Annotated in this window: 14 protein-coding genes; 10 read left to right on the top strand and 4 right to left on the bottom strand. The window is 72.2% G+C overall.

Translation table 11 applies throughout. The features are described 5' to 3' along the window. From GVL05_RS00890 to GVL05_RS00880, 3 genes are read left to right on the top strand one after another with little or no spacing between them, the layout of a single operon-like run. Window positions 1-984 carry an ABC transporter permease subunit gene (locus GVL05_RS00890; RefSeq protein ID WP_159570444.1) on the top strand — a complete coding sequence of 328 codons (984 nt, stop codon included), beginning with the start codon at window positions 1-3 and terminating at the stop codon, window positions 982-984. Further along, the gene (locus GVL05_RS00885; RefSeq protein WP_159570441.1) at window positions 981-1,895 is read left to right on the top strand and encodes an ABC transporter permease; all 915 of its coding nucleotides are present in this window, start codon (window positions 981-983) and stop codon (window positions 1,893-1,895) included. The genes GVL05_RS00890 and GVL05_RS00885 overlap by 4 nt, the downstream gene beginning before the upstream one ends. After that, a complete protein-coding gene (locus GVL05_RS00880; RefSeq protein WP_131921947.1) occupies window positions 1,892-2,962 on the top strand; it encodes an ABC transporter ATP-binding protein in 1,071 nt (356 codons plus the stop codon). The genes GVL05_RS00885 and GVL05_RS00880 overlap by 4 nt, the downstream gene beginning before the upstream one ends. Before the next feature lie 179 nt (window positions 2,963-3,141). Here GVL05_RS00880 and GVL05_RS00875 read toward each other — a convergent pair whose 3' ends face one another. Further along, entirely contained in the window at window positions 3,142-3,621 is a 480-nt protein-coding gene (locus GVL05_RS00875; RefSeq protein WP_123340944.1) for an NUDIX domain-containing protein, read from the bottom strand. A 59-nt stretch (window positions 3,622-3,680) separates the two neighbouring features. Between GVL05_RS00875 and nagB the strand changes: the two genes are divergently transcribed. Further along, complete coding sequence (nagB, locus tag GVL05_RS00870) at window positions 3,681-4,466, top strand: glucosamine-6-phosphate deaminase (RefSeq protein WP_111085323.1); 786 nt, start codon at window positions 3,681-3,683, stop codon at window positions 4,464-4,466. A 9-nt stretch (window positions 4,467-4,475) separates the two neighbouring features. Here nagB and GVL05_RS00865 read toward each other — a convergent pair whose 3' ends face one another. Beyond that, window positions 4,476-5,663: a MalY/PatB family protein gene (locus GVL05_RS00865; protein WP_159570438.1), complete on the bottom strand. Its 1,188-nt coding sequence runs from the start codon at window positions 5,661-5,663 to the stop codon at window positions 4,476-4,478. Between the two features lie 45 nt (window positions 5,664-5,708). Between GVL05_RS00865 and GVL05_RS00860 the strand changes: the two genes are divergently transcribed. After that, window positions 5,709-5,996 (top strand): hypothetical protein, encoded by a 288-nt coding sequence (locus GVL05_RS00860; protein WP_123671476.1) that lies wholly within the window; start codon window positions 5,709-5,711, stop codon window positions 5,994-5,996. Here the strand turns inward: GVL05_RS00860 and GVL05_RS00855 are convergent. Then, window positions 5,938-6,513 (bottom strand): TetR/AcrR family transcriptional regulator, encoded by a 576-nt coding sequence (locus GVL05_RS00855; protein ID WP_123671477.1) that lies wholly within the window; start codon window positions 6,511-6,513, stop codon window positions 5,938-5,940. The genes GVL05_RS00860 and GVL05_RS00855 overlap by 59 nt on opposite strands. 77 nt (window positions 6,514-6,590) lie before the next feature. On the opposite strand from GVL05_RS00855, the gene GVL05_RS00850 reads away from it, so the two are divergent. After that, window positions 6,591-7,487 (top strand): SDR family NAD(P)-dependent oxidoreductase, encoded by an 897-nt coding sequence (locus tag GVL05_RS00850; protein WP_159570435.1) that lies wholly within the window; start codon window positions 6,591-6,593, stop codon window positions 7,485-7,487. An 8-nt stretch (window positions 7,488-7,495) separates the two neighbouring features. On the opposite strand, the gene GVL05_RS00845 is transcribed toward GVL05_RS00850, so the two are convergent. Further along, window positions 7,496-8,386, bottom strand: coding sequence for a S9 family peptidase (locus GVL05_RS00845; RefSeq protein WP_159570432.1), 891 nt, complete (start codon window positions 8,384-8,386; stop codon window positions 7,496-7,498). 126 nt (window positions 8,387-8,512) lie between these two features. On the opposite strand from GVL05_RS00845, the gene GVL05_RS00840 reads away from it, so the two are divergent. The 4 genes from GVL05_RS00840 to GVL05_RS00825 all read left to right on the top strand — a co-directional run bounded on the left by GVL05_RS00840 (window position 8,513) and on the right by GVL05_RS00825 (window position 13,730). Then, window positions 8,513-10,969, top strand: coding sequence for a GH92 family glycosyl hydrolase (locus GVL05_RS00840; RefSeq protein WP_235035780.1), 2,457 nt, complete (start codon window positions 8,513-8,515; stop codon window positions 10,967-10,969). A gap of 67 nt (window positions 10,970-11,036) precedes the next feature. Beyond that, the gene (locus GVL05_RS00835; RefSeq protein WP_159570429.1) at window positions 11,037-11,315 is read left to right on the top strand and encodes a hypothetical protein; all 279 of its coding nucleotides are present in this window, start codon (window positions 11,037-11,039) and stop codon (window positions 11,313-11,315) included. Then, window positions 11,312-13,183 (top strand): alpha/beta hydrolase, encoded by a 1,872-nt coding sequence (locus tag GVL05_RS00830; RefSeq protein ID WP_159570426.1) that lies wholly within the window; start codon window positions 11,312-11,314, stop codon window positions 13,181-13,183. The genes GVL05_RS00835 and GVL05_RS00830 overlap by 4 nt, the downstream gene beginning before the upstream one ends. Continuing rightward, window positions 13,167-13,730, top strand: a complete 564-nt coding sequence (locus tag GVL05_RS00825) for a hypothetical protein (protein WP_235035779.1) — start codon at window positions 13,167-13,169, stop codon at window positions 13,728-13,730. Before GVL05_RS00830 ends, GVL05_RS00825 begins: the two co-directional genes overlap by 17 nt. Window positions 13,731-13,887 lie beyond the last annotated feature (157 nt).

Raw genomic sequence — 13,887 nt, 5'->3', positions numbered from 1 at the left:
ATGACCACCGCATCGGCGGGCGCGCCCGCGGCGAGCGCACCGGCGACGAGCGCGACGAGCGCGACGAGCCCCGTGCTCCCGCCGTCCGCACGAGCGTCCGCCGATGCCGTCCGACGCGGCGCCGGACCCCGTGTCCGGCGCCGCGTCGGCCTGGCTTGGTTCGGCCTCACCCCGTTCGCCGCGTACGTCCTGCTCTTCCTCGCCGTCCCCGCGGTGATCGCGGTCGGCAGCGGGTTCTTCACCGACGACGGCGCGTTCACCCTCGCGAACCTCGCAGCGTTCGCCGAGCCCTCCGTCCTGCGGGCCTTCGGCGGCTCGTTCGGCCTGTCCGCCGTGTCCGCCGTGATCGGCGCCGTCATCGGAGCGCTCGTCTGCTGGGCACTGTCGGCACTGCGGCCCGACGGGCTCGTCCGGTCGATGATCGACTCGGCCGCGAGCGTCCTCGCCCAGTTCGGCGGCGTCATGCTCGCGTTCGCGTTCATCGCCACGATCGGCGTGCAGGGTCTCGTCACGACGTGGCTGGTGTCCCTCGTCGACGTGGACCGCAACGCGACCGGCGCCTTCCTCTACACGGTGCCCGGTCTCGTCATCCCCTACGTCTACTTCCAGGTGCCGCTGATGGTCCTCACGTTCATGCCCGCGCTCGAGGGCGTGAAGACGCAGTGGGGCGAGGCCGCCGCCACCCTCGGCGCCTCCCGCGCCACGTACTGGCGCCGGATCGCCCTGCCCGTGCTCGCACCGGCGTTCTGGGGCTCGTTGCTCCTGCTCTTCGCGAACGGCTTCTCGTCGTTCGCCACCGCCGCGGCACTCATCTCGCAGGGCGGCATCGTGCCGCTCACGATCCGCACGCAGCTCACCAGCGAAACGCTCATCGGTCTGCAGAACGTCGCCGGGGTGCTCGCGTTCGGCATGGTCGTCGTGATGGCGGTCGTGATGGGCGCGTACTCGTTGCTGCAGCGCCGGGCCGCAAGGTGGCAGCGATGAGCGCAGCAACGCCGGTGGGGCCGTCGCGTCCGACGTCGGTCGCCTCCGGTCGGACGGGAGGCGCGGCTCGCGTCGGCCGCTTCGGCACGGCCCCGTCACGGGGCACCGCCACGGCCGTGCTCACGGTCGTCGGGATCGTCTTCGCCGTCCCGCTGGCCGCGCTGGTGCAGTTCACCTTCCGCCAGGGCACCGACGACGGTCTGACCTTCGCGCACTGGGCGGCCATCGTCGACCCGGTCAACGCGTTCACCTACCAGCCGGTGTTCGACGGCCTCGGGGCATCGCTGCTCATCGCGGTCATCACCGTCGGCATCGTGCTGTTCGTCCTGCTGCCCGCCCAGATCATCACGGCGCTGCGCTACCCGAGGCTCCGCCGCGTGCTCGAGTTCGTCTGCATCGTCCCGATCACGGTCCCCGTGGTGGTGCTCGTCGTCGGCTTCATCCCCGTGTACCAGGTGGTCTCGCGGGTCTTCGGGTCCGGTGCCTGGACCCTGGCCTTCGCGATCGGCATCGTCACGCTGCCGTTCGCGTTCCGCCCGATCGCCGCCGCCATCACCGCGACGGACATGACGGTGCTGTCCGAGGCCGCCCGGTCGCTCGGCGCCTCGTGGTGGACGGTCACCTGGCGGGTGCTCCTGCCGAACCTGCGCCGGGGCATCACCGCCGCGTGCTTCCTCACCATCACGGTGGTCCTCGGCGAGTACACGCTCGCCGCGTTCCTGTCCCGCACCACCTTCCAGACCGCGCTTGTGCTCGTGCAGCAGACCGACCCGTACGTCGCCGCGATCTTCTCGGTCGCGGCCCTCCTGTTCGGCTTCGTGCTGCTCGTCGTCATCGGCCGCATCGGGACGGGCCGTCGTGCCGGCCGTACCCGCACCGTCCGCACCACCCGCGTCAAGGAGTCCGCATGACCGTCACCGCACCGGCAGCCCCGGCGTCCCTCGCCTCCACCGGCGCCGTCGTCGAGCTCGAGGCCGTCGAGAAGCACTACGGCACGCACCGGGCCCTGGCCGGACTGTCGCTCCGCGTCGAACCGGGCGAGTTCGTGTCCCTGCTCGGCCCGTCGGGCTGCGGCAAGACGACGGCGCTCCGGGCGCTCGCCGGCCTCGAGGCCATCGACGCCGGCGCCATCCGCATCGACGGCCAGGACGTCGCCGCCACCCCCGTGAACAAGCGCGACATCGGGATGGTGTTCCAGCAGTACTCGTTGTTCCCGCACATGACGGTGCGGCAGAACGTCGCGTTCGGCCTCGAGATGCGCCGTGTCCCCGCCGCCGAGCGCAGGAGCCGCGTCGTCGAGGCACTCGACATGGTGCACCTGGGCGAGTTCGCTGAGCGCTACCCGCACCAACTGTCGGGTGGCCAGCAGCAGCGCGTCGCTCTCGCCCGCGCCCTGGTCACGCGGCCCCGCGTCCTCCTGCTCGACGAGCCGCTGTCCGCCCTCGACGCCAAGGTGCGCGTCTCGCTCCGTGAGGAGATCCGCCGCATCCAGAGCGACCTCGGCATCACCACGGTGTTCGTCACCCACGACCAGGAAGAGGCGCTCGCCGTCTCCGACCGCATCGCCGTGATGAACGCCGGCGACATCGAGCAGATCGGCACGCCGGAGGAGCTCTACCGCTCCCCGTCGTCGGCGTTCACGGCGGACTTCGTCGGCCAGTCCAACCGGCTGCAGGGCGACCTGCGCGGCGGCGACGTGTTCGTGTACGGGTTCCGCGTGCCCGCGCTCGACGCCTCGGTCGCCGACGGCCCGGTGCTCGCCTACGTCCGACCGGAGGACGTCGCCTTCGCCCCGGAGGGCATCACCGGCACCGTCGTGTCGTCGAGCTTCCTCGGCTCGATCCGCCGCACCACGGTCCGGCTCGACGACGACACCGTCGTGACCGTGCAGCACGAGGTCGGCGACCGTCGCGCCGCCGGCGAGTCCGTCGCCGTCCGCCTGCTCGGCGCCCCCGTGGCGGTGGCCCCGCTCACCTGACCGCGACTGCTCGTTCGACGAAAGCGACAGTCCTCGCCGGGCCGGGCCCGTTCCCTCCGCGAAAGCGACAGTTTCCCGCGGAAGGTCGGCGGCACACTGTCGCTTTCGCGGGGTGGGCGCGACCACGGGCGGACTGGAGACGCGGGGCGGGGCCGCCCCGCGCCTCCAGGCCGGTTGGGTCAGCGCTGGAAGCGCGCCTCGCGCTCGTCGGACAGGGCGGCCGCAACGCGGGCCCGCATGTTCGCGGGCATGTCGGGCAGGTCGTCGAGCCGGGCCCAGAACGCCTCGGTGTTCTCGCCGTCGGCGGGGTTCGGCGTGCCCGAGACGTACCGGCAGGCGAACACCAGGTCGAGGTACTGCGCCTGGTCGCCGTTCGGGTACGTCATCTCCGGCAGCACCTGCACCCACGCCAGCCGTTCGGCCACGGCGACGACGTCGGCCTCTTCCAGGACCTCGCGCTCGGCAGCGACGGCGGGTTCCTCGCCCGGGTCGACGATGCCGGTCACCGGGGTGAAGGCACCGTTGTCCGCACGACGGACCACGAGGAGCTCCTGGTCGGCACCGGAGCCCCGCGTGACCACGGCGGTGACGCCCGTCAGCCACAGCGGATCGGTGCCGATCCTCGAGCGGAGGGACAGGACGAAGTCGGGGGTGGGCATGTCCCCACGCTACCGATCCCGCCCTGTCGGAGACTGGTCATGACCAGTAGCATGGGCGTGTGGAGATCATCATCCTGCCCACGCCGGCTGAGGTCGGTCGCGTCGCCGCGGCCAAGATCGCGTCCGTCGTCGCCAAGAAGCCGTCCGCCGTCATCGGTCTCGCCACCGGATCCAGCCCGCAGGGCATCTACACCGACCTGCAGCGTCGGGTCGGTGCGGGCGAGATCTCGTTCGCCGAGGCTCGTGGGTTCGCCCTCGACGAGTACGTCGGCATCCCGCTCGAGCACCCGGAGTCGTACGCCAGCGTCATCGCGCGCGACGTCGTGGCGCCGCTCGGGTTCGACCCCTCGCGGGTGCGGGTGCCCGACGGTCGTGCCGACGACCTCGAGTTCGCGGCGAAGGAGTACGACGCCGCGATCCGTGCCGCCGGCGGGATCGACGTGCAGATCCTGGGGATCGGCGCGAACGGGCACATCGGGTTCAACGAGCCGACGTCCTCGTTCGCCTCGCGCACCCGGATCAAGACCCTGGCGCCGTCGACCCGTGACGCCAACGCGCGGTTCTTCGACTCGCCCGAGCAGGTCCCGACGCACTGCATGACGCAGGGGCTCGGCACCATCCTCGACGCCCAGCAGCTCGTCCTCGTCGCGCAGGGCTCCGCCAAGGCCGACGCGGTCGCCGCCGCGGTCGAGGGACCGCTCAGCTCGTTCGTCCCCGGTTCTGCGCTGCAACTGCACGAGCACGCGACGGTCGTCGTCGACGAGGAAGCCGCGGCCGGCCTGCAGCTCGCCGACTACTACCGCTACACGTACGCGAACAAGCCGGCGTGGCAGGTGTTCGAGTAGGTCCGACGATCAGCCGTCTGCACGCTGCCGGAACGCGGTGTGCAGGCGGCTGAGGCCGTCATCGAGGGTCTCGGCCGAGCACCCGAAGTTCAGCCGCGCGAAGCCCTGACCCTGGCGTCCGAACGCCGGTCCGGAGGCGAGCGCCACCTTCGCCTCGTCGACCAGCAGCGCCGCGGGGTCGTCGCCCCACGGCAGGGCGCGCAGGTCCAGCCACGCCAGGTAGGACGCCTGCGGCTGCCGGTACTCCGCCCCGGGCAGGACGTCACCGATCCGCTCGGCCAGGGTGCGGCGGTTCGCGGCGAGTTCGGTGAGCAGGGACGCGAGCCACGGTCCGCCTTCGCTGAACGCGGCGACGCTCGCGGTGTACCCGAGGATCCCGGTGCGCTCGACGACCTCGGTCGGCAGGGCGTCGAACCACGCACGGGCCCGCTCCGAGGCGCCGACGATCAACGCGCACTTCGTGCCCGCGAGGTTCCAGGCCTTGCTCGCGCTCGTCAACGAGACCCCGAGCGCGGCGGCCTCGGGGCAGGACTCCAGGAACGGCGTGAAGACCGCGTCGGCGTGCACGAGCGGCGCGTGGATCTCGTCCGAGACGACCACGGCGTCCCACTCGGCGGCGAGCTTCGCGAGTGCGACGAGCGACGAGCGGTCGTGCACCAGGCCGAGGGGGTTGTGCGGGTTGCAGAGCAGCACGGTACGCGCGCCGTCGGCGAACGCCTGCGCGAGGCCGTCCAGGTCCATCCGCCAGCCGGCCGTGGTGTCGAACGGGTCCGCGGGGCCGTCGGGTGCGAGCAACGGGACCTCGGTCACGGTACCGCCGGCCTCGGACACGTACTCCCAGAACGGCGGGTACACGGGCGGCATGATGACGACCTGGTCGCCCGGCTCGATGATCCGGCGGAGCATCTCCACCGCAGCAACCGACACGTCGGTGGTGGTGCGGACGAAGTCGGGGTCGACGCGCCAGGCCCACCGGCTCTCGGCGAAGTCCGCGAACGCCTCGGGCAGGGCACGACCGTGGCCGACGTACCCGGTGTCACCGTTGGTGACCGCGGCGACGAGGGCCTCACGCACCGGTTCTGCGAGCATCGAGTCCATCTCGGCGACGAACATCGGCAGGACGTCCGGCGGGTACGCGGTGTACTTCTCGCTCGTACGGCTGCGGTGCGCATCGAACACGGAGACCATGACGCTCATGCGCCCATCCTGACAGTGCCCGTCGCCGCCCGGCAGGATGAACCCGTGGAACCCCGCTCGCGTACCGTGCTCCGGGCCGCCCGTGATGCGGTGCTGGTGGTGGCCGGCAGCGTCGCGATCGGCCTGGTGATCGTGATCGCCGGACTGGGATGGCTCGACGACATGCCCTACCGGGGGTCCTCGACCGAAGCGGCCTACATCGCGGTCGCGGTGGCGGCGGTGGCCGTCTGCGGGTTCGGGGCGCTCGTCGGCCTCGCCGCGATCAGGGCGTCGGTCAGCTCGTCGGACGGAGCCCGGCGAGCAGGATCTCGACGTAGCGCTCCGGATCGCTGACCCGGGTGCCGCCGGCGACGGCCGCCTCGCGCAGCCCGCACAGCAGCCGGCGGAGGTCGTCGGCGTCGACGTCGGTCCGGACGATCCCCTCGGTGCGTCCCCTCGCGAGCAGCGCGTCGACGGACACCACCAGGTCGCCGGCGAGGGCAGCGGTGTCCGCACAGGAGAACCCGCCGTTGGTCAGCAGGTCACCGAGGGCTGCGTCGTCCACCATGCTCCGGAACGCGGCTGTGACGACCCCGCGGAGCGCATCGGCTGCGTCCGGCAGCACGACGGCGTCGCGGACCTGGTCGAGCATGTCCTCGAGCGCGTCGATCGCGAGCGCTTCGAGCAGGTGCTGCTGGCTCGGGAAGTGCCGGTAGGCGGTCCCGACCCCCACTCCGGCCTCGTGCGCGACGGCGTTGAGCAGGGCCGGTTCGCCCCGGTCGACGAAGGTGCGGGCGACGTCGAGCAGTGCCGTCCGGTTGCGCTGGGCATCGGAGCGCAGCGCCTCGGGTCGGGCCATCGCGATCGTCATGTGGACACTCTATCCGGTTGTGCTAGCGTTCCGGATGGATCATCCGATTGGGTGCGCCGAACGAGCAGGAGACGACGATGGACAGCTTCGAGTGGGAACCGGCGGCGATGCCCGACCAGCACGGCAGGACCGTGGTGGTCACCGGCGCGACCGGTGGGCTCGGCCTCGTCGTCGCCACGACCCTCGCCTCGGCCGGCGCCCGCGTCGTCGCCGGCGTGCGTGACCTCGACAAGGCGGCTCGCGTCCTCCCCGTGGGTCTCGACCTGGAGGCGCGGCTCGTCGACACCGCGTCCGTCGCGTCCGTCACGGCGTTCGCCCGCCACCTCGCCGAGGACGGCATCGCCGTGGACGCCCTCGTCAACAACGCCGGTGCGACGATCGGCACCTTCGGGCGCACCGACGAAGGAATCGAGCGCACCTGGGCGACGAACGTCGTCGGGCCGGCCGTGCTCGCCGAGGCGATGCTCCCGCTGCTCGGCGGGCCGTCGCCCCGCGTCGTGCTCGTCGGCTCGAACCTGTCGCAGCGCACCCGCCGCGTGCCTGGTCCGGGCGGGGTCGACGGTCCGGACGACTACTCGCAGTTCGGTGTGTACACCGACTCCAAGACCGCGGCCGCAGCGCTGAGCGTCGACCTCGGTGAACGACTCCGTGCTGCCGGTTCGGACATCCGGTCGGTGATCGCGCACCCCGGCATCGCGGCGACGGGGATGAACGACCAGGCGGAGACCCTGACGCAGCGCCTCGGCGGCATGGTCGCACGCAGCTTGGCCCGGACCGCTGCGGACGGCGCTCGTTCGACCCTCTGGGCAGCCACCGCCGCGGACGTCACCGAGGGGGTGTTCGTCGGACCTGCCCTCCGCCGTGGTGACCGGCGGCTGCACGTCGTGCCGGTGCAGGGCCCGGCGGCGGACCCGGCGTTCCGCGCTCGCGTCCGGGCGTTCGTGGACCAGGTCGCGGTGCGCGACGGGTCCTGATCATCCGTTCACGTGGGCAGCAGGTGCCGGAGTGCCGCTTCCGTGATGCGCGCCGGCATCGTGTGGCCGCCGTCGAACACCTCGGTCGTCGCGACACCCGGAGGGAACGCGTCGAGGACGCGCCGGACGCCGGCGAGGGGGAACAGTCCGTCGTCCCGTCCCGCCGCGACGAGGACCGGTTGATCAACGGCCGACGCGACCAGGGGGACGTCGCCAGCGGCGGTGAGTCCCGGGACGAACCAGGCCGGGTTGTGGCGGATCCGAGCGTCCTCGAACGAGGCCAGCGTACCGAGTCCGCAGCTGACCACGCCCCGCGTGAGTCGGGCGTCCACGGCGAGTGCGAACAGCGCCACCTGTCCGCCGAGGGAGTGTCCGACGATGCCGAGTTCGGTGTCGGCAGTACTCGTCTCGATCATCCAGGACGTCACCGTGGCGATGTCACGCGAGTGCTTCGCCTGCAGGCTGCTGCCGTCTGCCACACGGAAGAGCGCGTCGAGGCGTTCGTCGGCCGCCGGGTCGTCAGTCCAGTCGCGTCGGCGTTCCTCGAAACCGATCAGATCGGGGATGACCACGCGGGCCCCACTGCGAGCGAGCACCACGCCGTAGGCGAGAGTCGGATCCCCCGCCCGCCCGGCGGCCTCGCTCTTCCCGGAGGTGAAGTCGCCCGCGTGCTGGTGGACGGCGATGACGTCCGTTCCCCCGCCGTGGTCCGGGGTCAGGAGGAAGCACGGGATGGTGTCGCCGTCGGCCGTGTCCAGCTCGACGCGTGCCCACCGCACCGACCCGTCGCGTCCGAGCGGCTCCAGGCGGACCGCCACCGGACGGAGCTCGTCAGGGGACGGCAGCCCGAGCAGGTCGCGGACGCGTCCTCGGGCCGGTTCGTCGGTCGTCGACACCATGCCCGGACGCTACCAGCGGCGGTGAACCCGCCTGTGGGCCCCGAACACGCCGACCGTGGTGAACAGCAGGAGAGGGCTCGGTGACGGATCGCGCGTCCCCCGTCCGAGGGGGCTAGCGTCGCCGACGTGAACCGTTCTCGCGTGCACCGTCGCCCGCTCGTCCGCCCGCTCCCGCTCGCCGCGGTGGCCACGATCGCCGCGCTGCTCGGGACGGGGGTCGTCGCCGCGCCGGCCGTCGCCTCGCCGTCAGGGCAGGCAGCGCAGACGGGGCGGACTGTCTCCGATCCCGCCCGGTACGTCGACCCGTTCATCGGCACGAGCGGCGACGGCAACACCTGGCCCGGCGCGACCGCACCGTTCGGCATGCTCCAGTGGAGCCCCTCCGGCACCGCGGGCGACCAGACCTCGACCCCGGTCGCGAACGGCTACTCGTACGACGTGAACCGGCTGCGCGGCTTCAGCCTGACGCACCTCAACGGTGCCGGCTGCGCGCCGGGGGCCGCCGGTGACGTGCCGATCATGCCGGTCACGACCCCGATCACGACGTCGCCGTCGGCCGACTCCACCGACGCGGTCTACGCCGCCGGCTACTCGCACGACGACGAGTCCGCGAGCCCCGGGCGCTACGGTGTCGCACTCGACAACGGCGTCCGCACCGACCTCGCCGTCACCACCCGGGCCGGGATCGGCGAGTTCGCGTTCCCCGCCGGGAAAGCCGCGAACCTGCTCTTCCGCACCTCGAACTCGATCAACGGCAGCGAGGCCGCGACCACCCGCGTCGACGCCCGGACCCGCACTGTGAGCGGCAGCGTCCTCACCGGCGGCTTCTGCAGCCGCCGGGCGAACGGCGGCGGGGCCACCAACCCCGACCGGCGCAGCTACTACCGGCTGTTCTTCACGGCCACCTTCGACAAGGCGTTCACGAGCACCGGCACCTGGCAGGACGGCACGGTCCGACCGGGAGGCACGTCCTCCTCCGGTGGGGAGGGCTACCTGACCGGCGCCGACCGTGCCGGACGCGGCTCCGGCGCGTGGGTCGGGTTCGACGCGCGTCGCGGTGCGACGGTGCACGCGAAGATCGGCATCTCGTACGTGAGCGCCGCAGGAGCGATCGCGAACCGCGACGGCGAGGTGACCCAGCGATCGACCGTCGCGAGTGTGGCGGCCGGCACACGGGCCTCCTGGAACCGCGAACTGTCGCGTCTGCGCGTCGGAGGCGGCACCGCGGACCGCACCACCCAGCTGTACACGTCCGTGTACCACGCGCTCATGCAGCCGAACACGCTGAACGACCGCGACGGCCGCTACCTCGGGCCGGACCAGCGGGTGCACCGCATGGACCGAGGGCACCGGGCCGTCTACGGCACGTACTCCGGGTGGGACCAGTACCGGGCGCAGATCCAACTGCTCGCACTGCTGCGGCCGGACGTCGCCGGGGACATGGCGCAGTCGATGCTGCGGTTCGCCCAGCAGAACGGTGGGGTGTGGGACCGCTGGCTCCACCTCGGGGCGCCGACGCACGTGATGACGGGTGACCCCTCGGCCGCGACCCTCGCCACCTGGTACGCGATGGGGGTCCGGAACTTCGACGTGCGGGCCGCCTACGCCTCGCTGAAGCACCAGGCGACCGTCGAGAACGCCGACGCCGAGAGCGACATCGGGTGCCCGGGCCAGTGCCTGGCGCAACGCCCGGCGCTCGACGAGTACCTGCAGCGTCAGTACGCCGCGAACGACGACTGCTCGTGCTGGGGTGGCGCTGCCGAGACGCTCGAGGACTCGATCTCCGACAGTGCGCTCGGGTACTGGGCGGGTTCCCTCGGGCTGCGCTCGGACGCCCGGGTGTTCGCGGAGCGCGGGACCTACTGGAAGAACACCTTCAACGCGGCCGTCGGACACCAGGCCGCTCGTCAGGCCGACGGATCGTGGACGCCCGACTGGTCGCCCTCGACCGGCACCGGGTTCGCGCAGGGGACGAGTGCGCAGTACACCTGGCTCGTGCCGCAGGACGTACGGGGGCTGTCGACGGCCCTGGGTGGCGACGACGCGGCGGTCGCGCGACTCGATGCGTTCTTCCACGACAGCACTGGTGCGTTCGCGGTGACCGGCGGCGACGCCACGAAGTTCGACCCGACCAACGAGCCGGACATCCACACGCCGTGGATGTACAACGCGCTCGGCAAACCGTGGAAGACGCAGGAGACCGTGCGCCGGGTCGTCGACGACGCCTACACGACCGGGCCGAGCGGGCTGCCGGGCAACGACGACCTGGGCACGATGAGTGCCTGGTACGTCTTCGCGTCGATCGGGTTGTTCCCGCAGACGCCGGGGCGGGCGGAGATGCTCATCGGCAGCCCGACGTTCAGCACGGTCGACATCCGGCGGTCGAGCGGGGAGCGGATCGTCGTCCGGTCCTCCGGCACCGCGCCGTACGTGCACGGTGCGCGGTTGGACGGGCGGACCCTCGAGAAGTCGTGGGTCCCGGCGTCCTTCGTCACCCGCGGCGGCACGCTGTCGCTCCGGGTCGGGGACGCGGCGGACACGACGTGGGCGAGCGGTGCTCGGGGGCGCCCGATCGACCGGTGAACAGCGCTTGACACGTCGTACTCCAGTACTGATATGTTGACCCCGTCCGGAGGGCGGAAGGGGCAGCATGGGGGATCTGGTGGTCGACCTGTCGACGATGCAGGCGGTGTCACGAGGGGTCCTGCAGGCGGCTGGTGACTTCCGGTCCGAGCGTGCGCTGTCCGGGGCGGACAGCGGCACGTTCGGGTCGGCGACGGTGGAGTCGGCATTCGTCGTGTCGGCCAGCGCCCTCGACGCGATGATCGGTTCGCTCGGTGACGACGCGGACACCCTGGGCGGGTACGTGACCACCGCTGCCGAAGCGGTCCTGCGCGCCGACGCCGACCTCGCCCGGCGGGTCCGGTGAGCGCCGACCCCACCGCCGGAGACCCGGACGGCATCCAACGCGTCGCCCGCCTGCACGACGAGCACGCGGATGCCGTCCGCGACGGAGCCCGTCAGGTGCTCGTCGCGGCGGAGTCCGCGGCGGCCGGGTGGCAGGGTGCAGCACAGCAGCAGTTCCTGACGGTCGCAGCGACGGTGCCGGCGAGTGCGCACCGCGTCGCCGCACGGTTGGACGCCGCGGCGACGGCGCTCGCCGACTACGCGCGCGAGGTCCAGCAGATCCAGGACGAAGCCGCTCGCCTGCAGACGGCGCTCCGGAACACGGCCGACGACATCGCGGTGAACGCGCGGGCGGTCCGCGCCGCGACCCGGACGGCGGCCGGACCCGATGCGGTCGAGGCGGACGAGGTCCTCCTGCAGCAGGTGCAGAACAGCGGCGTCTGGCTCGCGGGGCTCGAGGCGCGGTTGTCGGCGCAGTGGGACGAGCTCGTCGCCCGACGCGCTGCCGCGGACCGTGCGGCGGCGTCTGCGCTCGACGACCGAGCGGTGCTCGGCGGCCTCGTCTCGGCTGCGGCCGCCCGGGCGATGAGCGACGGGCAGTTCACCACCTGGCTCGGCACCCTCGACCACGAGAGCATCGCGGCGCTGCGGGACGACCCGCGCATCGCCCGGCGTCTCGCAGGGCTCGACGCCACCGACGTCGCCGGGTGGTGGCAGGCGATGTCCGGCCCGGACGGAGCGCCGTCGGCAGCCCAGCGGGCGTTCGTCGTGGCGTTGCCCACGGTGATCGGGAACCTGAACGGCGTCGCGTACTGGGCACGGGTCCGGGCGAACACGACGGTGCTGGTCGACCGGCTCGCCCACGCAGAACGGCAGGTCGCGCACTGGCGGGAGCAGCTCGACGCCGCGAAGACCCCGGCCGGAGCTGCCGCCGCCCGAGCGGAGCTGTCCACGTGGTCGCGGCAGCGCGATGCCTACCGGAACATCCAGGACACCCTCGACACGACCCCGGTGTCGCTCGTGTCACTCGTCGACGACCGTCCACCACTCGGGCAGATCGTCGCCGGTGACCTCGACCGCGCCGCGCACGTCAGCGTCATCGTGCCGGGCATGAACACCGCGACGGACCAAGACGGCACGGTGCAGAACTACGGCAAGATCGCGATGGGGATGCGCGCTGAGCAGGTCCGCGTGTCCGGCGTCCGCGCCGGCGACATCGCCGTGGTGTCCTGGATCGGGTACCACCCACCGATGGCCGACGACCCGACGTTCGCGGCCGTCGTCGCGAACGGCCGCGCGCACGAGGGCGCCGACCGACTGGTGGCCGACCTCGACGGGTTCCATGCGGCACGCGCCGCCGCCGGACGCGACGCCGACCTCACCGTGCTGGGGCACTCCTACGGCACGAACGTGGCGACGATCGCGTTGACGAGGACCCACGCCGACCACGTGGTGCTGCTCGGCTCGGCCGGGGTCACGGACGTCGCACCGAAGGCTTCGGCGCTGCACGTGCCGGCGGGCGAGGTCTTCGCCAGCCAGGGTGCCGAGGACGGCTGGGCCGTCACCGGCCAGAACCTGTCGGGTCGGCGGGATCCGACCGAGTCCTCGTGGGACGCACACGAGTTCAGCTCGGAGACCCAGCGGGGCAGCGACGGCACGCTGCACGGGGTCACGCAGCACGGCCCCTACGTCGGCGGGAACGGTGACGGCCGGTACTCGTACTTCGACGACGGCACCACGGCCCAGCACAACAGCGCGCGGGCAGCGATGGGACTCGGCAGCACGATCCCTGAACAGGGCGGCCCGTTCGACCGCATGCGACAGCAGACGACGGACGATTGGCTCATGTACGGCTGGCAGACAGGACTCACCGGTGACCCGAGGCTCTGAACGGTGGGGCGGAGCCGTCGTGGCATCGGTCGCCGTCACGATGCTGTTGGCCGGGTGCGCCGACGCCGCCCCGTACTCCCCGATGCAGAAGGACACGTCGATGAACGTCGAAGAATCCCACCAGGACGTCCTGGACGTCTTCGCTGCCGTCCGGTCGGTCGTCGGCGAGGACGGCTGGGGCGATGACGATCCCGCATGGTTCATCTGCGGTACCGGGAGCCACGAAGCGGCTCAGTACTCGTACTCGGCGACCCGTCGGCTGCCGCTGCCCGGTACGCCCGAGCAGGTCGCCCGGCGCGTCGTGACGGCGCTCGCCGCTGTCGGGTACGACGGCGCACGGGTGCAGCGCGACGCGACACTGACGCCGGAGCGGACGGTCATCGGCTACCCGAACGGCTACCTCGGCGGTACCGCGAGCGACGGGTTCGCCGTCATGTTCCAGGTGTACGAGTCCCACGCCGACGTGTCCATCTACGGGCACTGCGTGCCGGGGAAGGCTCCGAAGTTCGGTGAACCACTGAACCCACGCCCCACCGACCTGCCCTGACCGACGGACCGGCAGGCCCTACGATCGACCCGACAGAGGGGGACCACCATGACCGAACTCGCCGACTGGGAGACCGAGGGCGCCAAGACCCGACCGACGACCCCGGACGATCGCAACCGGCCACCAGCACCGGCCGCCCTGCGCGCCACGACCTGGA

It is taken from the genome of Curtobacterium sp. 18060 (assembly GCF_902706105.1).
GTDB lineage: Bacteria > Actinomycetota > Actinomycetes > Actinomycetales > Microbacteriaceae > Curtobacterium.
This window is presented reverse-complemented; position numbering and strand designations above follow the sequence as displayed.